Source organism: Paracoccus mangrovi (assembly GCF_042648425.1).
Classification (GTDB): Bacteria; Pseudomonadota; Alphaproteobacteria; order Rhodobacterales; family Rhodobacteraceae; genus Paracoccus; species Paracoccus mangrovi.
Window position 1 is genome coordinate 165,436 of sequence record NZ_JBHRXJ010000006.1, and the last position, 24,942, is coordinate 190,377.

14 protein-coding genes are annotated in these 24,942 nt (G+C 66.0%); 10 read left to right on the top strand and 4 right to left on the bottom strand.

All coding sequences use genetic code 11. The annotated features are described in order from the left end of the window. The first annotated feature begins 4 nt into the window (after positions 1-4). Genes ACFOMH_RS10545 through ACFOMH_RS10560 form a run of 4 tightly spaced genes read left to right on the top strand, consistent with a single transcriptional unit; the run spans position 5 to position 12,586 of the window. Complete coding sequence (locus tag ACFOMH_RS10545) at positions 5-6,301, top strand: type I polyketide synthase (RefSeq protein ID WP_377744365.1); 6,297 nt, start codon at positions 5-7, stop codon at positions 6,299-6,301. A gap of 2 nt (positions 6,302-6,303) precedes the next feature. Further along, positions 6,304-7,299 carry a glycosyltransferase family 2 protein gene (locus tag ACFOMH_RS10550; protein WP_377744399.1) on the top strand — a complete coding sequence of 332 codons (996 nt, stop codon included), beginning with the start codon at positions 6,304-6,306 and terminating at the stop codon, positions 7,297-7,299. After that, on the top strand, positions 7,296-11,957 hold the full coding sequence (locus ACFOMH_RS10555) for a MupA/Atu3671 family FMN-dependent luciferase-like monooxygenase (RefSeq protein WP_377744367.1): 4,662 nt from the start codon (positions 7,296-7,298) through the stop codon (positions 11,955-11,957). The genes ACFOMH_RS10550 and ACFOMH_RS10555 overlap by 4 nt, the downstream gene beginning before the upstream one ends. Further along, complete coding sequence (locus ACFOMH_RS10560; protein WP_377744369.1) at positions 11,954-12,586, top strand: 4'-phosphopantetheinyl transferase family protein; 633 nt, start codon at positions 11,954-11,956, stop codon at positions 12,584-12,586. The genes ACFOMH_RS10555 and ACFOMH_RS10560 overlap by 4 nt, the downstream gene beginning before the upstream one ends. On the opposite strand, the gene ACFOMH_RS10565 is transcribed toward ACFOMH_RS10560, so the two are convergent. Next, positions 12,567-13,772: a glycosyltransferase gene (locus ACFOMH_RS10565; RefSeq protein ID WP_377744370.1), complete on the bottom strand. Its 1,206-nt coding sequence runs from the start codon at positions 13,770-13,772 to the stop codon at positions 12,567-12,569. The genes ACFOMH_RS10560 and ACFOMH_RS10565 overlap by 20 nt on opposite strands. 390 nt (positions 13,773-14,162) lie before the next feature. Then, the gene (locus ACFOMH_RS10570) at positions 14,163-14,861 is read right to left on the bottom strand and encodes a sugar transferase (protein WP_377744372.1); all 699 of its coding nucleotides are present in this window, start codon (positions 14,859-14,861) and stop codon (positions 14,163-14,165) included. Positions 14,862-15,488: 627 nt separating this feature from the next. On the opposite strand from ACFOMH_RS10570, the gene ACFOMH_RS10575 reads away from it, so the two are divergent. The 6 genes from ACFOMH_RS10575 (at position 15,489) to ACFOMH_RS10600 (ending at position 22,255) form a co-directional block, all read left to right on the top strand. Then, positions 15,489-16,376 (top strand): substrate-binding domain-containing protein, encoded by an 888-nt coding sequence (locus tag ACFOMH_RS10575; protein WP_377744374.1) that lies wholly within the window; start codon positions 15,489-15,491, stop codon positions 16,374-16,376. Between the two features lie 155 nt (positions 16,377-16,531). Then, entirely contained in the window at positions 16,532-17,965 is a 1,434-nt protein-coding gene (locus tag ACFOMH_RS10580) for a sugar ABC transporter ATP-binding protein (protein WP_377744375.1), read from the top strand. Next, positions 17,962-18,936 carry an ABC transporter permease gene (locus ACFOMH_RS10585; RefSeq protein WP_377744377.1) on the top strand — a complete coding sequence of 325 codons (975 nt, stop codon included), beginning with the start codon at positions 17,962-17,964 and terminating at the stop codon, positions 18,934-18,936. The genes ACFOMH_RS10580 and ACFOMH_RS10585 overlap by 4 nt, the downstream gene beginning before the upstream one ends. A gap of 2 nt (positions 18,937-18,938) precedes the next feature. Then, on the top strand, positions 18,939-19,889 hold the full coding sequence (locus ACFOMH_RS10590; protein WP_374423972.1) for a tagatose kinase: 951 nt from the start codon (positions 18,939-18,941) through the stop codon (positions 19,887-19,889). Next, a complete protein-coding gene (locus ACFOMH_RS10595; RefSeq protein WP_377744379.1) occupies positions 19,886-21,163 on the top strand; it encodes a D-tagatose-bisphosphate aldolase, class II, non-catalytic subunit in 1,278 nt (425 codons plus the stop codon). Before ACFOMH_RS10590 ends, ACFOMH_RS10595 begins: the two co-directional genes overlap by 4 nt. A gap of 42 nt (positions 21,164-21,205) precedes the next feature. Further along, positions 21,206-22,255: a LacI family DNA-binding transcriptional regulator gene (locus tag ACFOMH_RS10600; RefSeq protein WP_377744382.1), complete on the top strand. Its 1,050-nt coding sequence runs from the start codon at positions 21,206-21,208 to the stop codon at positions 22,253-22,255. Here ACFOMH_RS10600 and trhO read toward each other — a convergent pair. Both trhO and ACFOMH_RS10610 read right to left on the bottom strand, forming a co-directional pair. Beyond that, the gene (gene trhO / locus ACFOMH_RS10605) at positions 22,210-23,157 is read right to left on the bottom strand and encodes an oxygen-dependent tRNA uridine(34) hydroxylase TrhO (RefSeq protein WP_377744383.1); all 948 of its coding nucleotides are present in this window, start codon (positions 23,155-23,157) and stop codon (positions 22,210-22,212) included. The two genes, ACFOMH_RS10600 and trhO, sit on opposite strands and share 46 nt — an antisense overlap. Before the next feature lie 36 nt (positions 23,158-23,193). Then, positions 23,194-24,807, bottom strand: a complete 1,614-nt coding sequence (locus ACFOMH_RS10610) for an SLC13 family permease (protein WP_377744385.1) — start codon at positions 24,805-24,807, stop codon at positions 23,194-23,196. Between the last annotated feature and the right edge of the window lie 135 nt (positions 24,808-24,942).

Consider the following 24,942-nt stretch of genomic DNA (forward strand, 5'->3'; position numbering starts at 1 on the left):
CGTTATGGCCTTCGATCTGCACGATGTTGAAGACAGCGATATCGCTGTCGTGGGCATGGCCGCACAATTGCCGGGCGCGGCCGGCGTGGCCGAATATTGGGACAATCTGTGCCGGGGCGTGGAATCGATCCAGCGCGTGCCCCAGGCCGATCTGATCGCGCGGGGCGAGGCGCGGGCGCGGCTTTCCGATCCGAATTACGTCCCCTCGGCCGCCATTCTGGCGGGTTACGACGAATTTGATGCAGAATTCTTTGGTCTGTCGCCGAAAGAGGCGGCGATCATGGACCCCCAGCATCGCAAGTTTCTGGAAACCTGCTGGCACGCGCTTGAGGATGCCGCCCACCCGCCCGAGCGTTTCGCCGGCAATATCGGCGTCTGGGCCGGCTGCGGCATGGGCAGCTATTTCTATTGGAACGTCTGTTCGAACCGCGATCTGGTCGATGGGGTCGGGCATTTCCTGCTGCGCCATACCGGCAATGACAAGGATTTCCTGTCCACCCGCGTCAGCCATGTCTTCGACCTCAAGGGGCCATCGGTCAACGTCCAGACCGCATGTTCGACCTCGCTGGTGGCGATCCACATGGCTTGCCAGTCGCTGCAATCGGGCGAATGCGATATGGCGCTTGCCGGGGGCGTGACCATCGAGATGCCCCATGGCGTCGGCTATCTTTACAAGGAAAACGAGATCCTGTCGCCCGACGGGCATTGCCACGCCTTTGACCACCGTGCGCAGGGCACCGTGTTCGGCAGCGGCGCGGCGGTGGTGACGCTGCGCCGGCTCAGGGATGCGATTGCGGATGGCGATCACATCTGGGCCGTGATCAAGGGCACGGCCATCAACAATGACGGCGCCGCCAAGGCCGGCTATCTGGCGCCCAGCGTCGAGGGCCAGGCCCAGGCCATCGCCGAGGCGCTGGTCATGTCCGGGATCAGCCCCGATGACATGGGCTATGTCGAATGCCATGGCACCGGCACCGCGCTGGGCGACCCGATCGAGGTCGCCGCACTCAATCAGGCCTATGCCCGCCTTTCCGAAGGCCGGCGTCAGGGGCCGTGCCGCATCGGTTCGGTCAAGACCAATATCGGGCATCTGGACACGGCCGCAGGCAGCGCCGGGCTGATCAAATCGGCGCTGGCGGTGCATCACGGCCAGATCCCCCCCAGCCTTGGCTATGAGGCACCGAACCCCGCCATCGATTTCGAGGGCGGCCCGTTTCAGGTAAATGACCAACTGGGCGGCTGGCCGGTTCCGGGGCCGCGCCGGGCGGGCGTGAACTCGCTTGGCGTGGGCGGCACCAACGCGCATGTCATCCTGCAAGAGCCGCCGGCGACGGATGCGCCGGCCGAATCCGATTGGCCCTTTCACATCGTCACCGTGTCGGGGCGCAGCAAGGCGGCGCTGGACGCCAACAGCGCGGCGCTGGCCGCATGGCTGCGCGCGCATCCCGATGCGGATATGGCCGATCTGTCCTTCACCCTGACGCAGGGGCGGCGGCAATTCGACCGCCGCCGGGTGCTGGTGGCGACCGATGCCGCGCAGGCGGCCGGTATGCTGGAAAATCCCGACCCGCTGTTGGTCTTTGATCATCAGCCGGTGGGCGAGCCGGCGGATGCGGTCTTCATGCTGCCCGGTGGCGGCGCGCAATATGCGGGCATGGCGCGCGGGCTTTACGACACCGAGCCGGTCTTTCGCGAATGGATGGATCGCGGTCTGGATCACATGGCGCGGGCGCATGGCACGGATCTGCGCGCGCTGTGGCTGCCCGAGCCGGGCGCCGCGGCCGAGGCGGACCGGCGTCTGCTGCAACCCTCGTTGCAGCTGCCGCTGCTGATGATCACCGAATATGCGCTGGCACAGCTCTGGATCAGCTGGGGCGTGCGGCCTGCGGCGCTGATCGGGCATTCGATGGGCGAAAATACCGCCGCCTGTATCGCCGGGGTCATGTCCTTCGAGGATTGCATCGGGCTGGTGCGGCTGCGCGGGCTGTTGATGGATCGGGTGCCGGCGGGGGGGATGCTGTCCGTTCCGCTTGAGCCGCATGAATTCGCGGCCGAGCTGGACGAGCTGGGTCTGGATCTGGCGGCGGTGAACGGGCCGTCGATGTCGGTCGTCTCTGGCCCCGACGCGGTGCTGGACCAGTTCGCGGCGCGGATGGCCGCGCGCGAGATCGAATGCCAGCGCATCGCCATTTCCATCGCCGCGCATTCGCGGCTGCTGGATGGCATCATGGCCGAGTTCCGGGACTATCTGGCCTCGATCCCGCTCAATGCGCCGCAGATCCCGATCATCTCGAACCGGACCGGCCTGCCGATGACGGCAGAACAGGCGACAAGCCCCGATTACTGGACCGCGCATCTGCGCGGCACGGTGCGTTTCGCCGATGGCATCGCGCATCTGGCGCAGGTGCCGGGGCGGGTTTTCCTTGAGGTCGGGCCGGGCCGCGCCATGCAGGCGATGGCCAAGGCCAATCCCGGCGTCGCGGCCAATCAGGTGGTGTCCACCCTGCGTCACCGCGACCATGCGACCGGCGACGACACCTATTTCATGGCGGCGCTTGGTCGTTTCTGGGCCTGTGGCGGCGTGATCGACTGGGATCAGATCTGGGGCGGCGCGCGGCGCCGGCGGCTGTCGCTGCCCGGCTATGCGTTTCAGCGCAAACGCTATTTCATCGAACGCTCGGCCGGCGTCACGTCCGAGGCCGCCGATGAGCTGGCCCGGATCGACGAGCCCGCCGAATGGGGCTGGCGCCCGGCATGGCGGCTGGCCTCGCCCGCGATCGAGATCGGCGCCGATGGGCCGGTCGCGAATGGGATGCGCAACTGGCTGATCTTTGCCGATGATCTGGGACTGGGCGCGCGTCTGGCCGACCGTCTACGGGGGCTTGGGCAAAGCGTGGCCGTGGTCACGCCGGGCGACACCTTTGCCGACCGGGGGCAGGGGCATTTCACCCTGCCGCTGGAATCCGACCGCGAGGGGTATGAGATCCTGCTGGCCTCGCTGGTGGGGCAGAACATGGTGCCCGACCGCATCCTGCATCTGTGGTCGGTCACGCAGGGCGCACAGTTCCGCGCCGGATCCAGCCTTTTGAACAGCCAGCTTGAGCGCGGCTTTTTCGGGCTTTTGCATCTGGCACAGGCCATTGGCGCGGAACTTCCCGACACGCCGCTTGAGGTGATCGCGGTCTGCAACGACGCGCTGCGCGTCGCCGACGAACCCGCGCCGGTGCCGGAAAAGGCGACCGCCGCCGGCCCGATCCGCGTCATGCCGCATGAGATGCCCAATGTCGCCGCCCGGCTGGTCGACATCCGGATCCCCGAGGGGCGCGGCAAAAATCTGGACGCGCTGGCCGCCAACCTGCTTGAAGAGGCGCTTGCGCCATTCGGGGCGGCCATTGCCGCATGGCGCGATGGCCGGCGGTTCGAACAGGGGCTTGAGCGTGTGGCGTTGGCCGATGATGGCATGGCTGCGATCCCGCAGGGCGCGGCCTGTCTGATCACCGGCGGCTTTGGCGGCATCGGTCAGGTCATCGCGCGCGAACTTGCGCAGCGTGGCGGCGCGAAACTGGCGCTGACCACGCGCGGGCGGGTCGATGCGCCCGGTGTGCTGGCCTCGATCCGTCAGCTTGAGGCGATGGGGGCCGAGGTGCTGGCCCTGCGCGCCGATGTGACCAGCCCCGAGGACATGGCCCGCGCCGTCGCGGATGTCCGTGCCCGGTTCGGCAATGTCGATGTGGTGCTGCATGCGGCGGGCGTCATTCGCGACAGCCTGATCGCGGCCAAGACCGATGACGATGCCTGGGACGTGCTGGCGCCGAAACTTCTGGGCACGCGGGCGCTGATCCAGGCGCTGGCGGATCATCCCGCCAAGCTTACGGTACTCTTTGCCTCGACCTCGTCGGTGATCGCGCCGGCGGGGCAGGCGGATTATGTCGCGGCCAATGAATATCTGAACGCGGTGGCGCGCAGCGCGCCTGCGGCGCTTGGCCGGGTTGTGGCGGTGAACTGGGGCGTCTGGGCCGATGCCGGCATGGCCGCGCGCGCGATGGGGCTGGACACCGCCTCGGCGATTGCCGCGCCCGAGGGGCGGCCGCTTCTGGACGCAAGCCTGCCCATGCCGGGCGGGCGCGAATTCCGCAGCGCGCTCAGCACCGCGGACTGGATCATCGGCGGGCACCGCACCGCCTCGGGTCAGGCGCTGATGCCCGGCACCGGCTGGATCGAGCTGATCGCCGAGGCGGCGATGGAATCGGGGCTGAGCCTGCCCTTTGTCATCCGCGAGCTGGAATTCCAGCGCCCGGTTCTGGTCAATGACACCGCGCTGGTCACCACCCGCATCGGACCCGAGGGGGACGCGATGCGCGTCCAGATCCTTGACGATCCGCAGGGCGAGGGGAATGTCTCGGCGCTGGTCGCGCCTTTGCAAGAGGCCGAGCCCGCCCCCCTGACGCCATCGGGCGGCTGGGATCAGGACGGGCAGGGCGCGGCGCTGGCCTCGGCGCAGGAACGCCAGATGAGTTTCGGCCCGCGCTGGAAGGTGCTGCGGCGTTTCCGTCTGAACGGCGATGAGGGCGTCGCGGAACTGTCGCTTGCCCCCGAATTTGCCGGCGATCTGGATCAGGGCTGGCTGACCCATCCGGCGCTGCTGGACATTGCGACGGGCTGGGCGATGGCGCTGATCCAAGGCTGGACGCCGGACCATCTGTGGGTGCCGATGGGCTATCGCTCGATCCGGCTTTACCGTCCGTTGCCGGCACAGGTCATCAGTCGCATCCGCAATGCCGGCGAAAACAGCGATGCGCAGGGCGTGGCACAGTTCGACATCACGCTGGCCGCGCCGGATGGCACGGTTTGCGCCGAAATTCGCGGCTTTGCGCTGCGCAAGCTGCAAGCCGCGATCTCGGCCCGGCCCCAGGGGCGGGTGCAGACGGCCCGCAGTCTGTCGCCGGCCGAACGCCGGCTGCATCACAATATCGGCCAGGGCATTCCGGCGGCGATTGGCCCGGCGATGATGTCGCGCGCGATCTCGACCGGGCTGGCACAGGTCTATGTCTCGTCGCTGGACCTGAAATCGCTGATCGCCGAGGCGGCCCTTACCGAGGATGCCGCCCCGGCCGAGGGTGGGTTCGAGCGCCCCGATCTGGACAGCGATTTCGTCGAACCGGCGCCGGGCACGCAGGCCGAACTGGCCGCGATCTGGTCCGAGCTTCTGGGCATCGCGCAGGTGGGCGCGGCGGACAGCTTTTTCGATCTTGGCGGGCATTCGCTGATCGCGGTCAGGATGTTCGGGCAGGTGCGCAAGAAATTCGGCGCCGATCTGCCGATTTCGACCCTGTTCGAGGCGCCGACGGTGGCCGAGCTGGCCGCCCTGATCGAGGAACGCACCGGCCCGCGCGAAATCGCCACCGCCGAGAATCTGCATGTCCTGCCGGCGGGCGAGCGCCCCAAGCGCCGCTTTATCGTCGATATGGGCGGGCGCGGCGATGGCACGCCGTTCTTCATGGTGGCCGGCATGTTCGGCAATGTGATGAACCTGCGCCAGCTGGCGCAGCGGCTGGGCGGCGACCGGCGGTTCTATGGCATTCAGGCGCGCGGCCTTTTGGGCGACGACAAGCCGCATGAGACCTTTGCCGAGGCCGCCCGCGATTATATCGCCGAGCTGCGCGAAGTTCAGCCCGAGGGGCCCTATCTGCTGGGCGGGTTCTCGGGCGGCGGGCTGACGGCCTATGAAATGGCACGGCAATTGCGCGCGGCCGGCGAAGAGGTGGCGATGCTGGTCATGCTGGACACGCCCCTGCCGCTGCGCGAGCCGGTCAGCCGGCAGGACCGGCTGGCGATCCGGCTGGGCGAGCTGCGCGAGGGTGGCCCCGGCTTTGCGTGGAAATGGCTGCGCGACCGTGTGGGTTACGAATTCCAGCGCCGCAACAAGGCCCGCGCCGTCGAGGCCGAGGTTGCCGCCGAGGCGACCGGCGCCTTCCACGATCTGGCCATCGAGGCGGCCTTTTATGCCGCGCTGCCGACGCTGGATCTGTCGGTCTGGGACGGGCCGGTGGCGCTGTTCCGGCCGCCTCTGGACAAGCGCTGGAAGGCGACGGGCGGGCGCTGGATCAATTCCGGGCGCGATTATGTCGTGGCCGATAACGGCTGGACGCCGTGGATACCCAATCTGCGGGTGGTCGAGGTGCCGGGCGACCACGATTCCATGGTGCTTGAGCCGAATGTGCGGCGCCTGACCTCGGTCCTGCGCGAAATTTTGGCCGATGCCGATCTTGATGCCGGTGCCCGCAGCAAGGCGGCGGAATGACCATGACCGGATCCGCCGCCGCGCCCAGCGTTCATGTCATCGTGCTGAACTGGCGCACGCCAGAGATGTCGCTTGAGGCGGCCGATGCCGCCATGCGTGAAATGCAGGGGCTGGATGGCGGTCTGACCATTGTCGACAACGATTCCGGCGATGGGTCGTTCGAGACGCTGCGCCAGGCAGCGCAGGCGCGGGGCTGGCTGGACAGCGGCCGGGTCGCGGTGGTGCAATCTGGCTGGAACGGCGGTTTTGGTGCCGGCAACAATTATGGCATCCGCCAGAACCTGCCCGATGGGCGCCGCGCCGATCTGGTTTATCTTTTGAATTCCGACGCGCTGCCGCAGCCCGGGGCGATCCGGGCGCTGGTCGATTATCTGGCCACGCATCCCCAGGCGGGCATCGCCTGTTCGCGTCTGCGCGGCACCGATGACGTGCCCCATTCGACCGCCTTCCGCTTTCCCTCGGTCGCCAGCGAGTTCGAGGCGACCAGCCGCACCGGCCCGATCTCGCGCCTGTTGCGCGGTTCGATCGTAGCGCTGCCCCAACCCGTGACATCTGGTCGCGTGGACTGGTCGGCCGGGGCGTCCATGATGATCCGCATGGATGTGCTGGACCGGATCGGCCTTTTTGACGAAGGGTTCTTCCTTTACTACGAGGAAACGGACCTGTGCCGCCGCGCGGCCAATGCCGGCTGGGAAACCCATTACGTCGTCGAAAGCCTTGTGCTGCATATCGGTTCGGTCAGCACCGGCATGAAAACATGGAAGCGTGCGCCCGATTACTGGTACGACTCGCGGCGGCGCTATTTCGAAAAGCATCACGGCCGGATGGGTGCGCTTGGCGCGACGGCCGCGCATCTGGGGGGCGCGGGGATATTCCGCCTGCGCTGCCTGCTGGCGCGGCGCAAGCCCGACACGCCCCCCGGCCATTTCGGTTATCTGACACGCCACGCGCTGCGACCGCAGCCGCGGCCCGTGCATGTTGAAAAGGGTAAGCCATGACGCAGTTTTCCGCGATTCTGGTCGGTAATGAATCTCTAACGCGGCACGCGGCGGAAACGCTGTTGGCGCGGGGGCACCGCATCGAGGCCATCGTCACCCGCAGCCCCGAGCTGCGCGACTGGGCGGCCGGCGCCGGCCTGCGGGTCGAGGATCAGGACGCGCCGGTTCCGGCCGATGCGCCGGTCGCGGACTGGCTGTTCAGCGTGGCGAACCTGTCGATCCTGCGCCCCGAGATGCTGGCGCGCGGGCAAAGGGGCGCGATCAATTTCCATGACGGCCCGCTGCCGCGGCTGGCCGGGCTGAACGCGCCGGTCTGGGCGATCATTGGCGGCGAGGCCAGGCACGGCATCACCTGGCACATGATCGAGGGGGGCGTCGACGAAGGCGACATCCTGACTCAGCGTCTGTTCGATCTGCGCCCCGACGATACCGCGCTGACGCTGAACGCGCGCTGTTTCGCGCGTGGCGCCGAAAGCTTTGCCGATGTCGTGGCCCAGCTTGAGGCCGGCGGCCCGCAGCGGGTGAAACAGGATCTCAGCCGGCGCAGCTATGTCGGCAAGGACAAGCGGCCCGAGGCGGCTTCGGTTCTGGATTTCACCGAGCCGAAGGTGCGGATCGGCGCGCTGGTGCGTGGGCTGGATCATGGCGGCTATTGGAACCCCTTGGCCGCGCCCAAGGTCGTGCTGGGCGATCGCGTGCTGATCGTCGATTCCGTTCTGGATTACGAGGCATCGTCGGCGGCCCCCGGCACGGTGCTGGATCATGACGAAGGGACCGCGCTGATCGCCGCCGGCGATGGTGCGATCCGCTTGCGTTTCGCGGGCGATCTGCCCCCGGTCGGCACGGTGATCGCGCCGCTTTCGGCCGGGGATCGCGCCCGGCTGAGTGATCTGGCGGGGCAGGCGGCAAAGCATGACGGCTGGTGGCGCAAGCGTGTCGCGGCGATGAACCCGGCGGTGCTGCCCGGCGAGGGATCGGGGCAAAGCCAGCGGGTGCAGATCATGCCCGGCGCCGCGCCCGAACGGCTGGCGCTTGCGGCCGCGTTGATGGCGCGGCTGGCGGGGCAGGTCGAATTCGACATCGCCCTGCGCCCCGGGGCACAGCCCGAACTGTCCGGCATCGGGGCGGCCGTGGTCGCCGATTGGCAGCCGCTGGCGGTCGATGCGCGCAGCGGGCGCAGCCTGAGCGATCTGGGGGCCGAGCTGTCGGACCGGATCGCGGCCCAGGAAAAGCGTGGCTGGTTCACCGCCGATCTGCTGCATCGCGCGCCCGAACTGCGCGAGGCGGCGCGGCCGGATCTTGCGATCAGCCTGGTTGCGCGCGGCCCGGTTCCGGGGGCGGCGCTGACCGTCACCCTGACCGAGGGGGGCGCCTATCTGGACCATGATCCGGCGCGGATCAGCCCGGCGCAGGCGCAGCGGCTGGCGCGTGCGCTGGATGCGGGGCTTGCGCTGCCGGGGGACACGGCGCTGCGCGACATTCCGATGATGGATGCGGCGGAACGGGACGAGCTGCTGCTTGCCCGCAACGCGACACAGGCCGATTTCCCACAGGCCTGCATTCACCAGCTGATCGCCGATATGGCCGCGCTGGAACCCGATGCCGTGGCATTGGCCTTTGAGGATCGCAGCCTGACCCGCGCCCAGCTGGACCGTGCCGCGAATGCGCTGGCCGCCAAGCTGGTGCAGATGGGCGTCGGGCCGGATCAGCCGGTGGGCCTGTTTGCCAAACGCTCGCCCGAGCTGGTGATCGGCGCGCTGGCCATCTGGAAGGCGGGCGGGGCCTATGTGCCGCTGGACCCGGATTATCCCGGCGACCGGATCGAGCTTTATATCCAGGACAGCGGCGCGAAAATCGTGCTGGTTCAGGACGGTCTGGCCGAACGCCTGCCGGCGCATGGCGCGCAGGTCGTGCCCATTCCGTCCGATCTGCCCCATGGCATGGTCGCGGGACCCGAAGGCCGCGTCGGGCCGGAAAACCTCGCCTATCTGATCTATACTTCGGGGTCGACCGGGCGGCCCAAGGGGGTGATGGTCGAACATCGCAACGTCGCCAATTTCTTTGCCGGCATGGATGCGGTGATCCCGCATCAGCCGGGTGACGCCTGGCTGGCGGTGACCAGCCTGTCCTTTGACATCTCGGTGCTGGAAATCTTTTGGTCGCTGGCGCGCGGCGTGAAATTGGTCATCGCGGGCGAGGAATCGCGGCTGGCCGTGTCCAGCGCCCCGGCCGCGGCCCCGCGCCGCACGGTTCAGGGCGGCATGGATTTCAGCCTGTTCTATTGGGGCAATGACGATGGCCCCGGCCCGCGCAAATACCAGCTTTTGCTGGAAGGCGCGCGCTTTGCCGACCAGAACGGCTTTGTCGCCGTCTATACGCCGGAACGCCATTTCCACGCCTTTGGCGGCCCCTATCCGAACCCCTCGGTTTCGGGTGCGGCGGTGGCGGCGGTGACCAAGAATATCTCGGTCCGCGCCGGCAGTTGCGTGCTGCCCCTGCATCACCCGGCCCGCGTGGCCGAGGAATGGGCGATGATCGACAACCTGACGGCGGGGCGCGCCGGGCTTGCCATCGCCTCGGGCTGGCAGCCGGACGATTTCGTGCTGCGCCCCGAAAACGCGCCGCCGAACAACAAGGCGGCGCTGGTCGAGGGCGTCGACCAGCTGCGCCGGCTGTGGCGCGGTGAAAAGGTCGAATTCCCGCGCGCGGGTGGCGGCACCTTTGGCGTCGTCAGTCAGCCGCGCCCGGTGCAAAAGGAACTGCCGCTGTGGATGACCATTGCCGGCAACCCGGACACCTGGATCGAGGCCGGGCGGCTGGGCATGAACGTGCTGACGCATCTTTTGGGCCAAAGCATCGATACGGTCGAGGCGCGGATCAAGGATTATCACGCCGCGCTGCGTTCGGTGGGGCATGATCCGGCGAATTTCACCGTCACGCTGATGCTGCATACCTGTCTGGCCGAGGATCGCGAAACCGCGCGCGAGATCGCCCATCAGCCGATGAAGAATTATCTGGCCAGCGCCGCCGCGCTGGTCAAGCAATATGCCTGGGATTTCCCGGCCTTCCGCCGCCCGGCCGGCATGACCAACCCCATGGCCATCGATCTTGGCAGCCTGACCCCCGATGAGGTGGACGGCATCCTTGAATTCGCCTTCCTGCGCTATTTCGAGGATTCGGGCCTGTTCGGCACGGTCGAGGATGGCATCGCCCGCGTCGAACATCTGAAAAAGATCGGCGTGACCGAGGTGGCCTGTCTGATCGATTACGGCATCGCGCCGGAACAGGTCATGGCCAGCTTCCCGCTTTTGGCGCGGCTGCGCTCCGAGGTGAACCCGCATTCCGACGCGCCCGAGGACGGTGACTTCTCGATCGCGGCGCAGATCCGGCGCTGGGGCGTCACGCATCTGCAATGTACGCCCAGCATGGCGCGGATTCTGGTTTCGGACCCGCAGGTGGCTGCGGCCATGTCGGGGCTGAAATGCGTGATGGTGGGGGGCGAGGCGCTGCCGCCTTCGCTTTTGGCGGAAATCCGGTCGGTTACCCGGGCGCGGATTCTGAACATGTACGGGCCGACCGAAACCACGATCTGGTCCACGGTCGCCGACCTGACGGCGGGGGGCGAGGTCACTTTGGGCCGGCCCATCGCGAATACCCAGGTTTATGTGCTGGACGCCGACGGCGTGCCGGTTCCCCCCGGCGCGCAGGGCGAGTTGTGGATCGGCGGGCATGGCGTCACGCGCGGCTATTGGCAGCGCGAGGATCTGACCGGCGCGGCCTTCCGCCCCGATCCCTTTGTCCCGGCGGATCGCGCTGCGCCCTGGGGCGCGCGCATGTACCGGACCGGTGATCTGGTGCGTTGGCGCGAGGATGGCGGGCTGGACTATATCGGCCGCGCCGATCACCAGATCAAGCTGCGCGGTTTCCGCATCGAATTGGGTGAAATCGAGGCCGCGCTGGCCGAGATGCCGGGCGTGCGCGAGGCGGTGGCGCTTGTGCGCGAGGATGCGCCCGGCGACAAGCGGCTGGTGGCCTATGTCACCGGCGAGGCGGGCTTGTGCGAAAAGGCGCTGCGCGAGGCGCTGATCGCGCATCTGCCGGCGCATATGGTTCCGGGCCGGATCATCCGTCTGGAACGGATGCCGCTGACCCCGAATCGCAAGATCGACCGCCGGCAATTGCCGGTGCCGGGGGCGGCGGCGTTGCCGGCGGTGGTGACGGGCCCGGCGCCCGCCGCCGATTCCGCCAGCGCCGCGACCCCAAGCAGCGCGCCGAGCGAAGAGCTTGCAGCGGCGGTTCAGGCCCTGTGGTCCGAGGTTCTGGGCGTGCCCCAGATCGCGCCGCGCGACAATTTCTTCGCCCTCGGCGGTCATTCGCTTTTGGCGATTCAGCTGCATCGGACCATGCGCGACCGGCTGTCGCTGCCGCGATTGGGGGTGACGGATATTTTCCGTTTTCCGGTCATGGCCGATTTCATCAAGCATGTCGCGGGCCTTGGGACCGTTGCTGCCCCGGCACCGGCGGCAGGCGCGGCACCGCCCATGCCCGCCGTTGCAAAGCCTGCTGTCGCGGAACCCGCAACCGCGGAATCCGCGCCGCCGGTCGATGACGCCATGGCCAGACGCCGCGCCCTGCGTGCGCAGCTGCGCGGATCGTGATCCCGCCGGATAGGGCGCTGCGCGATCTGGCGCGGCGCATGATGCCACCCGGTTTCGGGTGCGCCGTGCTGCCGCTTGATGCGGATCCGCCGCCGCTTTTGCCCGAGGAAGAGGCGGTGATCGTCCGCGCCGTGCCCAAGCGACGCCGGGAATTTGCCCTTGGGCGCAGCGCGCTGCGCATGGCGATCGGCGATGCCGGGCATCGGCTGGCGCCGTCGCGCGCCATTGGCGCACGTCCCGACCGCCAACCCGATCTGCCATCCGGCATCCGCGCCAGCCTGTCGCATAGCGGCGATTATTGCATCGCGGTCGCCGCACCGCCGGGCGGGCCGGGGATCGGTGTCGATCTTGAGCCGGTAGACCGCTCGATCCCCGAAAACCTGGCCGAAGCGGTCGCTCCATACCGTTCAGTATCCGGCGGAGATCACGATCCGCTGTTGGTTTTCTGTATCAAGGAGGCGCTCTTCAAGGCGCAATATCCGCTGACCGGGCGGATGCTGGATTTCGGCGACGTGCCGGCGGTGATCGGCGCCGGCCATTTTCGCGCCTGTCTTGGGAATCGGCTGATCGGTGGTCTTTGGGGCCGCGCGGCGGGCTATTACCTGTCGATCAGCCTGTGGCGCGGCTGAACAGCCCGACAAGCCGCCTTGCGGATTCGTTGATGTCGTGGCGGGCGCGGACCCGGTCGCGCGCTGCCATGCCCATCCGCGTCAACTGGTCATGTCCGGTCAGCGCCGCCAGCAACATGGTATCCGCCAGCGCATCGGCATCGCCCGCCGGCACCAGCCAGCCCTCTTGCCCGGGACGGATCAGTTCGGGGATACCGGCGATATAGGTCGCGATGACCGGGCGGGCGCAGGCCATCGCCTCCATGATGACCACGGGAAGCCCCTCGGCAAAGCTGGGCGTGACCAGCACATGGGCCGCGTTGATCGCGGCGCGGACGCCGGCCTCATCCTGCCAGCCCAAAAGTGTCACCGCCTCGGCCATGCCTTCGGCGGCGATCCGGTCAATGATCTGGGGCCGCAATTCGCCATCCCCGACCAGCGACAGGCGCAGGGCGGGGTTGTGGCGCCAGGCACGGGCAAAGGCGCGCATCAACAGGCCAAAGCCCTTTTGTTCCGCAAAGCGTCCGACCGCGACCATGTGCAGCGGGCCGCGCGGCAGGGGCGCGGGATCGCCCCACCGTTCAAGCGCGAGGCCGCAATGGATCACCTCGACCTTGTTCCAATCCTCGGGCCGCACCCAGCGATACATCTGGGACCGTCCGAAACTGCTGACCGTGGCGCAAAACTCGGCCAGGGCCAGTTTGCCGCCCAGATCCTGCGCGGCGATATTGTCGAATTCCTCGGGGCCATGGACGGTAAAGCTGAAGCGCGGTCCCCCGAGCAGCCGCGCATAGCTGGCAACGCGGGTCGAATTGGTGCCGAAATGCGCATGAATATGCGTCAGCGCCAGATCGCGGGCGCGGGCGGCGATGCGCGCGCCTTCGGCCATATAGATGATCTGGCGCGACAGGCTGGATTCGCCCGCGCCCGCGCGCTGTCGCGCCAATTGCATCGCCTGTCCGACCTGACGCGGGCTTGCCGCAAATTGCCGCGAAAGCCCGGCCAACAGGCGGGCGCCCCCGGCCTCAAGAATGCGTTCGGTTCGCTCATGCTCGGCCAGATCGGCGGGATCGTGCAGGCCGGCGCGGTCGCCCCGCATGGCAAAGCGGTGAATCTCGACCCCCTGTGCCTCGATTGCGGCGATCTCGCGGCGGATAAAGCTGTGCGACGGACGCGGATAGGTGTTGATCAGGTAACCGATTCGCACGGGGGGAATTCCAATCGTGATAAAAGACGTCGGGTTTTACGGTGCCTAATTACCGTTTCGGCTGTTTCATGCTTGTCAGAGCATGCTCATAGGCGAATATCTTACCATCAAGGGTTCAGTCACAAAGTTTATGTAGCCAATTATTCATTATTGTTCACAATGATACCTACAGGGGCTGACAAAACTGGGGAGTAGGGCCGCTGACGGGGATTTTGACCATAGGCGTTGCAGTGGCGTTGATCTGCGCCGTGGCCGGGGCGCTTGCCTTTGGCCTGTCACTGTGGGGTGCGGTGCTGCTGTACTCGCTCAGTGGAACGGCCGCCACGCTTTTTGTCGCATGGCGGCGCTATCGCTGTATTGAATTTCACGAAATGCGCAATTAGCGCGGTCTCAGTAGCCGGTGCAGCGCAGGACGACACCAACGGTCTTGGCGATGATGCCAAGATCGCAATGCAGGCTAAGATTTGCTGCATATTCGGCGTCGAAATTCGCGCGGGCGGCGAAGCTGCTGTTGTTGCGGTCCGAAATTTGCCACAGCCCGGTCACGCCGGGACGCAGGTGATAGTAATCCGCCCCCGGATAAAGCTGCGCCTGTTCCAGCATCATCGGTCGGGGACCGACGATGCTCATGTCGCCGCGCAGAACGTTCCACAGCTGCGGCAGCTCATCGAGCGAGGTCTTGCGCAGGAAGTGGCCGCTTGAGGTGATGCGGGGATCGTTCTTCAGCTTTTGGGTGACATCCCATTCGGCCTTGGCCTCGGGGCTGGTCGCCAGATATTCCTCAAGCCGCTTGTCCGCGTTTTCGACCATGGTGCGCAGTTTCCACAGGCGGAAGCTGCGGCCCGAACGGCCGACGCGCAGCTGCGTGTAGAACGGCTTTTCGCCGTGATACAGGATCACCAGGACCAGGATCACCACGACCGGAAGCACGATGGGCGCGGTCATCACCACGGCCAGGATATCCAGCGGTCGTTTCAGAAAGCGTGCGTAAAAGGAACGCGTCCCAACCGGCGACAGCGTTTCGACCTCAGCGGTCGATTGCAGCACAGTGGTCGCCGTCTCGATGTTGAAATCCGAACTGTGCCGCATAACAGAAAACCCATCTCAATCGTTACGGTCGCAGTATAGTCTCGCATTTTAATAAAACTAGAACGAATTGAGGGACTGACTAAAAGTACAGGTGTCAGCCTTATCAGTGCGTTACGCGGCATTTTCTGGCCCTGCCGAAAGGGGTTTCACGCTCAACTAACGCGTGTATTTTTCGCCGCCAGATCACTAAAATGTCAATGTTTATGGTTCGTACGTGTATATAATCAACCTTTGGTTGATAAATAGATTGGTTAATTGATTTAGCAATTTTTGCGCGATGTTTTCGAAAACAATCATCGGTTGAATTGGAATACTGAACGATATGGTTAACCGATGAAACTGAACGATTCCCGGTAGAATCGGTTAATCGGATGCGTGGTGATGGCCCGACTGCATAAGCGGGGGGCAGCAGGGGCGACGGCGGGTGACGACAGGGGGGATGGCTCTGCAAACCGGGCGCTGCGCCCGACATGGCCTTGCATAAAGATGCTTCGGTCGAAGTAAAAAATTGACTCAAGTAAATATTTAACCTAGATCTCGGTCAACCGCCCCAGAGGAGGGGCTGCGGGCGGGGCGCGTGGATGCGCTTGGGGATCCTCTCCGTTGTGATCTCTCGGGGAGGGAAGGATGAACCTTAAGAATTTGATTTCCGTGCTTGCGACCACGGTTGCCCTGGGCGCCGGGCATGCGGCCTGGGCCGAGGGAATCGGCGCATCGCTGCTGACGCAGCAGCATCCGTTCTATATCGAGCTGGCAGATGCCATGAAGGCCGAGGCCGAGGCCAAGGGTGTCCCGCTTGAACTCAGCATCGCCAATCAGGACCTGAACAAGCAGCTTGCCGATGTCGAGGATTTCATCGTCAAGGGCGTCGATGTCATCGTGATCTCGCCCGTCGACAGTCAGGGCGTTCTGGCCGCCATCGCCAAGGCCGAGGCCGCCGGGATCAAGGTCGTGACTGTCGATATTCCCGCGACCAATGCCAAGGTGGTTTCGCATATCGGCACCGACAATTACACCGGCGGCGTCAAGGCCGGCGAGCTGATGGCCGAGGTTCTGGGCGGCAAGGGCAAGGTCGCGATCATCGATTACCCCACGGTTCAGTCGGTGGTGGCCCGCGTCGATGGCTTCAAGAAGGCGCTGGAGGCCCATCCCGAGATGGAAATTGTCGCCCAGCAGACCGGCATCACCCGCGCCGAGGCGCTGGCCGCCGCGCAGAACATGCTGCAAGCCAATCCCGACATCACCGGCATTTTCGGCTTTGGCGACGACGCGGCGCTGGCCGCGGCGGTTGCGGTCAAATCGGCCGGGCTTGAGGGACAGGTCAAGGTGATCGGCTTTGACGGCATGGAAGAGGCCCGCAACGCCGTCGACACCAATCCCGTCATGGTCGGCGTGATCCAGCAATTCCCCGCAGAAATGGGCAAGACTGCCGTCGATACCGCCGTGGATGTGATCGCGGGCAAAGAGGTTCCGGTCGAACAGCCCATCGTTCCCGGCGTCTATATCAAGAAATAAATCATCGGCCCGAATGCGCCCGCGACGCCCCCGGACAGCCCCGGGGGCGAAACCGCCCTTATCCATGCGAGGTCCGAATGCGCCCTGCGGCGTCCAGCGTGCTGACTTTGCACGATATCAGAAAGAACTTTGGCCCTGTCGAGGCCATAAGACATATGCGGCTTGAGGTACGTCCCGGCCGTGTCCACACGCTTTTGGGGGAAAACGGTGCCGGCAAGTCGACCCTGATGAAGATCCTGGCCGGCGTCCATCAGCCCAGTGCCGGCCGGATGGTGCTGGACGGGCATCCCTATGCGCCCCAAAACCCGCGCGACGCACAGCGTCAGGGCCTGTCCATCGTGTTTCAGGAACTGAGCCTGTGCAACAATCTGACGGTGGCCGAAAACATCATGGCCACGCAGGAACCGGCGCGGTTCGGCTTTATCAACGACCGCTTGCTGCGCGCCCGTGCGGCGGCGCTGGTGGCCGATCTGGGTCTGCCGGTGGATGTGGGCGCGCGGGTCGGCCAGCTTTCGATCGCGCAGCGCCAGCTGGTGGAAATCGCCAAGGGGCTGAGCCATCCGGCCAAGGTGCTGATCCTGGACGAGCCGACCTCGTCCCTGTCGGATTCCGAGGCAGAGATCCTCTTTTGCATCATCGAACGGCTCAAGGCGCGCGGCACCGCTATCATCTATATCTCGCACCGGATGGAGGAGATCATGCGTCTGTCCGACGACATCACCGTCATCCGCGACGGCGAATATGTCGACACGCGGGCGAAAAGCGACACCACCATCGAAGAGCTGATCGCGCTCATGGTCGGCCGCCGGATGGAGGAAATCTATCCGCCCCGCATCGGCGCCGCACCCGATCCCAGGGCGGCGCCGGTTCTGTCCGTCCACAACCTGACCCGCCCCGGCGAGTTCGAGGATGTCAGCTTCGACCTGCGCCCCGGTGAAATCCTGGGGTTTTTCGGGCTGATCGGATCGGGCCGGTCCGAGGTGATGAACGCGCTGTTCGGCATGCGCCCGGCCCGCGGTGATATCCGTGTCGCGGGCCAGCCGGTCGCATTGCGCGGTGCCGCCGATGCCATTGCCGCCGGTATCGGCTTTGTCACCGAAAACCGCAAGGAAGAGGGGCTCGTGCTGGGCGCGGCGGTCCGCCCGAACATCACCATGGCCGCCCTGCCGCAATTCGCCGGGGCCGGGGGGTTCCTGCGTTTCGGCGCCGAACGCCGCGCCGCCGGCGATGAGGTGCGGCGGCTGGCGATTCGCACCAATACGCTGGACACGATTGCCGGCACGCTTTCGGGCGGCAATCAGCAAAAAATCGTGCTGGCCAAATGGTTGCAGACCCGGCCCCGGATCCTGCTGCTGGACGAGCCCACGCGCGGCGTCGATGTCGGCGCCAAGTTCGAAATCTATCGCATTATCCGCCAGCTTGCCGCCGAGGGCACCGCCATCGCGCTTGTCTCATCCGAACTGCCCGAGGTTCTGGGGCTGGCCGACCGCATCATCATCATGGCCGAAGGCCATGTCACCGCCGCGCTTAACCGTGACGAACTGACCCCGGAACGCGTCATGGCCTTTGCAACGGGAACATCGAAATGACACAGATCCCAGACCTGAATGCCGGCGCCCGGCGCCTGCAACCCGGTGCCGTGCTGCGCCAATATGGCGGCATCCTGATCGCGCTGGTGGTGCTTTGCATCATCTTTTCGGTCGCGAACGGACGCTTCATGACCGTGGCGAACCTGACCAATATCCTGCAACAGGTGGCGGTGGTGGCCATCGCGGCCTTTGGCATGACCTGGGTGATCCTTTTGGGGGAAATCGACCTGTCCATCGGGTCGATCATCGCGGTGGCGGGCATGGCGGGGGCACAGGCGCTGGCCATGGGCGTCGGCTTTGTGCCGGCGCTGGCGCTGACGCTGCTGGCGGGGGCGGTGATGGGGCTGATCAATGGCGTGCTGACGGCCAAGCTTTTGCTGCCATCCTTTATCGTGACGGTGGCGACGATGGGGATCTATCGCGGGCTGGTCAGCCTGCCGACCAATGGCGCGCCGGCCATGATCACGGATCCCGCCTGGACCGCCATCGGCGCGAACGGTTTTCTGGGCGTGCCGATCATCATCTGGATCGTGGCGGTGCTGTTCCTGTTCAACCACATCCTGTTGTCGCGCACGACATTCGGCCGGCGCACCTATCTGACCGGCGGCAACCGCGAGGCGGCGCTCTATTCCGGGATCAAGGTCGACCGGCTCAAGATCGCGATCTTTACCCTCTCGGGGGCGATGGCGGCGATTTCGGGGATCCTTTTGTCCTCGCGGCTCTATTCGGCCCAGACCAATGCCGGCATGAGCTATGAGCTGGACGCCATCGCTGCGGCGGTGCTGGGCGGGACCAGCCTTGCCGGCGGCGTCGGCACCATGGTCGGCACCCTGATCGGGGCGTTGATCATCGGTGTGATGAACAATGGCATGAACATGCTGTCCGTGCCTTATTTCTATCAACTGATCGTCAAGGGGCTGGTGATTCTGATCGCCGTCTGGCTGGACGTTCGCGCCAAGCGTCGGGGGTAATCATGCGCAAGGCTTTGACCATCGGCGAGGTTCTCGTCGAGATCGTGGCAACCACCAAGGGTGACGGCTTTCTTCGGGCCCAGCCGCTGATCGGTCCGTTCCCGTCCGGGGCGCCGGCCATTTTTATCGACCAACTGGGCCGGCTGGGCACGCCCTGCGCCATCGTTTCGCGGGTGGGGGACGACGATTTCGGGCGGGTGAATATCGACCGGCTGCGCGCCGATGGCGTCGATGTGTCCGGCATCGAGATCGCGCCCGGCGAATCCACCGGCAGCGCCTTTGTGCGCTATCGCGACGATGGCAGCCGCGCATTCGTCTATAACATCCGCCACAGCGCTTGCGGCAATCTGCGCCCCACCGCCGCGTCCGAGGCGCTGATCGACAGCTGCGATCACCTGCATGTCATGGGCACCGCGCTGTCGGCGCCCGGGCTGGGACAGATGGTCATGGAGGCGGCGCGCCGGATCAAGGCGCGCGGCGGCACGCTGAGCTTTGACCCCAATCTGCGGGCCGAGATCATGGATGCGCCCGGCCTGCGCGAGGCCATCGCCGAGGTCGTCGAAATGACCGACCTGTTCCTGCCCTCGGGCGAGGAGCTGTTTCTGTTCGCGCCCGCGGGTGACGAACAGGCGGCGGTCGACGCGCTGCTGGATCGGGGCATGACCACCATCGTGGTCAAGCGCGGCGCCCAGGGTGCCAGCCTGTTCGAACGCGGCCTGCGTCTGGATGCGGCGCCGATCGCGGTCACCGAAATCGACCCGACCGGGGCCGGCGACTGTTTCGGCGGCGCCTTCCTCAGCTTTTGGCTGGCGGGGGCCGCGCCGCGACAGGCGCTGCGCTATGCCAATGCCGCCGGGGCGCGGGCGGTGACCCAGCTTGGCCCGATGGAGGGCGCATCGACGCGCGAGGAACTGGATGCCCTCATGGGTGACATGGAAAGGATAGCGCAATGACCACGAACAGCCTGCATTCCATCGCCGCGTGGCGCGGCCGTCCCGGCCCGTCGGGGATCCCGTCCATCTGCACCGCCCACCCGATGGTGATCGAGGCGGCGATGCGCGCGACGCTGCCCACCGCGCTGCCGCTGCTGATCGAGGCGACCTGCAATCAGGTCAATCAGGATGGCGGTTATACCGGCATGACCCCCGCCGATTTCCGTCGCTTTGTCGAGGATATCGCCGCGCGGACCGGCTTTCCGCTGGCGCGGCTGATCCTTGGCGGCGACCATCTGGGTCCAAACCCGTGGAAGCATCTGCCCGCCGATCAGGCCATGGCCAAGGCCGAGGTCATGATCCGCGACTATGCCGCCGCCGGGTTCACCAAGCTGCATCTGGATTGTTCGATGGGCTGTCTGGGCGAGCCGGTGGCGCTGGACGATGCCGAAACCTCGGCCCGCGCCGCCCGGCTGGCCGCGATGGCCGAGGCCGCCCGGCCCAAGGACGGCATCCCGCCCGTCTATATCATCGGGACCGAGGTGCCGGTTCCGGGTGGCGCGCTTGAGGAAATCGAGGGGCTTGAGGTCACAGGCCCCGAGGCCGCGCTGACCACATTCGCCGTGCATCGCGACGCCTTTGCGGCCGCCGGTCTGGCCGATGCATTCAGCCGGGTGATCGGGCTTGTGGTCCAGCCCGGCGTCGAATTCGGCAATCACAACGTCGTCGATTTCGATCCCGAAGGCGCGGCCGCGCTTTGCGCCGCGCTGCCGGCGATGCCGGGGTTGGTCTATGAGGCGCATTCGACCGATTACCAGACCCGTGACGCCCTGCACGCGCTGGTTCAGGACGGTTTTGCCATTCTCAAGGTCGGGCCGGGCCTGACCTTTGCGCTGCGCGAGGCGTTCTATGGTCTGGACGCCATCGCCGAGGAACTCTTTCCGGGGCGGCGCGTGCAGACCCTGCGCGCCGCGATGGAGGGGGTGATGCTGGCCGCGCCGAAAAACTGGGACAAGTATTATCACGGCACCGATGCCGAACGCGCCTTGCAGCGGCATTTTTCCTATAGCGACCGCATCCGCTATTACTGGCCCGAGCCGGCGGCGGTTCAGGCGGTGACGGCGCTGTTCGATCTTTTGGGGGATCGCGATCTGCCAGAGACGCTGATCGGTCAATATCTGGGCGGGCTTTACCCGGATGTGCGTGCCGGCCGGCTGCCGCCGCGTGCCCGGGACCTGGCCCTTGCCGCCGTCGACCGCGTGACGCAAGACTATATCGCCGCGTGTGTCGATTAAGAGGGTCGCGCGCTTTCGGATCACGACGACACGGGAATGGGCATGACCAGAAAGACCGAGGCCGCAGATATCCGCACGATGGAGGATTTTGCCACCTATGTCGGATTGTCCCGGCCGACCGTGTCGAAATATTTCAACGATCCCGCCTCGGTCCGCGACAAGACCCGCAAGCGGATCGAGGCGGCGGTCGCCGTCTCTGGCTTTCGCCCCAATCTGTTCGCCGTCAACCTCAAGCGGCGGCGGACCAAGATTCTGGGGGTGATCCTGCCCAATCGGGCCGACCCGTTCTATATGGAACTGACCCGGCGGATCGAGGAAATCGCCGATGACGCCGGCTATTTCGCCGTCGTGCTCAGCTCCGGGGGGCGGCCGGACCGCGAAGCCGAGGCGATCGAGCGGTTTCAGTCGATGAACATCGCCGGCGCCATTGTCGCGCCCCTTGGCCAGCCCGGCGCGCAGGGCAAGCTGGCATCATTGGGCAGCCGCATTCCCTTGATCTATGTCGACAGTCCGGGGGCCGATGACGCCCCCTTTGTCGGCACCGATAACAGCCAGAGCTTTGGCCTGATCGTCGATTACCTGTGCCGTTCGGGCGATGCGCCCTGTTTTCTGGGCATGCCGGATGTGAACCGCAACGCCCATGCCCGCCGCATCGCCTATGAAAGGGCGATGGCCGCCGCCGGTCACGATCCGATGGTGCTGTCGATCCCCGAAGGGTCGAGCTGGGATTTCGAAAAGTTCGGGCATGAGCAGATGTGCCGGGCCATGCAGGCGGGGCTGCCCTCGGGGACGCTGCTTTGCGCCAATGACCGCATCGCCTTTGGCGCGCTTCTGGCGGCGTGGGAGGCGGGGCGCCGCGTCGGTCATGGCGCCGGGTTCGATCTGCGCATCGCGGGCCATGACGATCATCCGCTGGCCCGCTATACCTGTCCGCCGCTGACCACGGTGGCACAGGATTATGCCGAAATCGCGCGACAGGCGACCGCCCGGCTCTTGGCCATGCTGGGCGAACGCGATCCCGAACCCGCGCCCGAGGGCGGCGGCGATCAGCTGCTTTTGAAAGCCAGCATCATGTTGCGATCCTCTGCCTGATGGGCGGCCTGATCGGGCTGTGAAAAGCATTCGCCGCGATCGGCCTGACGCTGGCGTTCGCGAAAGCGGGCCCGGTCGGCATCGCTGTATTCGCCCAGACAGCGGTGGCATGATACCCCATCCTCATATTCCGGGCGGCTGCGGTCCTCGGGGGTGAGAGGGCGGCGGCAGGCATGGCACAGGACATGCGGCCCCTGCCGCAGCCCGTGCCCAAGACTGACACGCTTGTCAAAGACAAAGCATTCCCCCTGCCAAAGGCTGTCCTCTTCGGGCACATCCTCAAGATATTTCAGAATGCCGCCTTGCAGGTGAAAGACATCCGCGACGCCCTCGCCCAACAGAAAGTTGGTCGATTTTTCGCAGCGGATGCCGCCGGTACAGAACATGGCGATGCGCTTGCCCTGAAAACGCTCGGCATTTGCCCGCCACCATGCCGGAAAATCCCGAAAGCTGCGCGTGCCGGGATCGACGGCCCCGGCAAAGGTGCCGATCTGGACCTCGTAATCGTTGCGGGTGTCGATCACCGCGACATCGGGGGCCGAGATCAGCGCGTTCCAGTCGGCCGGCGCGACATAGCGCCCGACGGCGGCGGTCGGGTCCACGTCCGGTTGGCCCATGGTCACGATCTCGCGTTTCAGGCGCACCTTCATGCGGCCAAAGGGCATGGTCTCGGCGGTGCTTTCCTTCCATGCCAGTCCGGCACAGCCGGGCAGCGCGCGGATATGGGCCAGCACCGCGTCGATGCCGTCGCGGGTGCCGGCGATGGTGCCGTTGATCCCTTCGGGCGCCAGCAAAAGCGTGCCGCGCACGCCATGGCCACAGGCGATCCGGGCCAGCGGGCCTTGCAGCGCGCGGGGATCGGGAAAGGGGGTGAAATGGTAAAGCGCGGCGACGATCAGCATGGGCTGGCCATAGCCGCCGCGCAGGCGCGCGTCAAATCATCCGAAGGTGATCCCCAGCGCGATCCCCCCCACCAGATAGATAAAGGCGGTGATCAGAAAGATCCCGACCACGTTCAGCACGACCCCGCCCCGCGCCATCTGACCGATGGTCACGGCCCCGGTGCCAAAGACGATGGCATTGGGCGGCGTGCCCACCGGCAGCATGAAGGCACAGGTCGCCGCAAAGGCCGCCGGGATCAACAGCGCCATCGGATCGGCGCCGATCCCCATGGCCACCCCGCCCAGAATCGGGATGAAGGTCGCGGCGGTGGCGGTGTTCGATGTGACCTCGGTCAGAAACAGGATCAGCGTGGTGACCGCCGCGATCAACAGGATCGGGGGCAGGGCGCCCAGACCCTGCACCTGCTGGCCGAACCATTGATCGAGCCCGCTTGCAGCGACGGCGCCGGCCAGGCTGAGCCCGCCACCGAACAAAAGCAGCACCCCCCAGGGCAGGCCGTCCTCGGCATCCTTCCAGTTCAGCACCATGGTCGTGCGCCCCCGTCCGGGCAGGATGAAAAGCGCGATTCCCGCGGCAATGGCCACGGCGGTGTCGTTCAGATCGCCCAGCAGCCCCAGATCCAGTCCGGTCAGGCTGGTCAAAAGCCCCGGTACCACCCAAAGAAAGGCCGCCGCGCCAAAGACGATCATCACCATGCGCTCCCCCTGGCTGACCGGGCCGAGTTCGGCGATCTGTTCGTCGATCATCCGCCGGCCGCCCGGCACCTCGTTCAGATGAAAACGAAACAGCACATTCGTCATCAGGAACCACGCGATCAGCACAAAGACCAGCGACAGCGGCAATCCGATCATCATCCATTCCAGAAAGCCGATCTTGCGCCCCAGCTCGTCCGAGACATAGCCCGCGACGATGGCATTGGGCGGGCTGCCGAGCAATGTGCCCAGGCCGCCGATGGTCGCCGACCAGGCGATGGCCAGCACAAGGCAGATGCCGAAACGCTTGATGTTTTCATCCTCGACCGCGTCGCTGATCCGGGTGCCGGCGGCCAGTTGTTCGACCGTATCGCCGCCGCCGCTGGTCCGGCTGCGTTCGATCACAAGCGTCAGGATCGACAGGCCGATGGGCAGCATCATCAGCGTGGTCGCGGTATTGGACACCCACATCGACAGAAAACCGGTGGCCAGCATCATGCCCAGCACGATCCGCTTGGGCTGAACGCCGACCCGGCGCAGCGTCAACAGGGCGACCCGCCGGTGCAGGTTCCATTTCTCCATCGCGATGGCGATCAGAAAGCCGCCCAGAAACAGGAACACGATAGAGCTGGCATAGGGGGCCGTCGCCTCGTTGACGGTCCGCTCGGTCAGCATCGGGATCAGCACGATCGGCAAAAGCGAGGTCGCGGAAAGCGGGATCGCCTCGCTCATCCACCAGATCGCCATCAGCGTGCCGATGGCGGCGACGGCGCGGGCATCGGGCGAAAGCCCCTCGGACCCGCCCAGAAGCAGCCAGACCAGCCCCGCCACGATCAGCCCGGCGGCGCGCAGCCCCCAGACCATCCCGGCCGAGCGTTCCGGGCCATCGTCATAATCGTCATATTCGCCCTGTTGGCGTGTCCGGTCCAGGTCGTCGGATGGATGCTCTTGCGTCATGATCGTCCCCTCCCTTTGCGATGGTTAACCAAACCCAGAATACGCGCCGGACGCGAAATGTCGCGCGGTTTCGTCGCCGGGCATGGGTGGGACAGGGGCGCCACAGGGGCGGAATATGCGGGGCTTGCGTGTCAT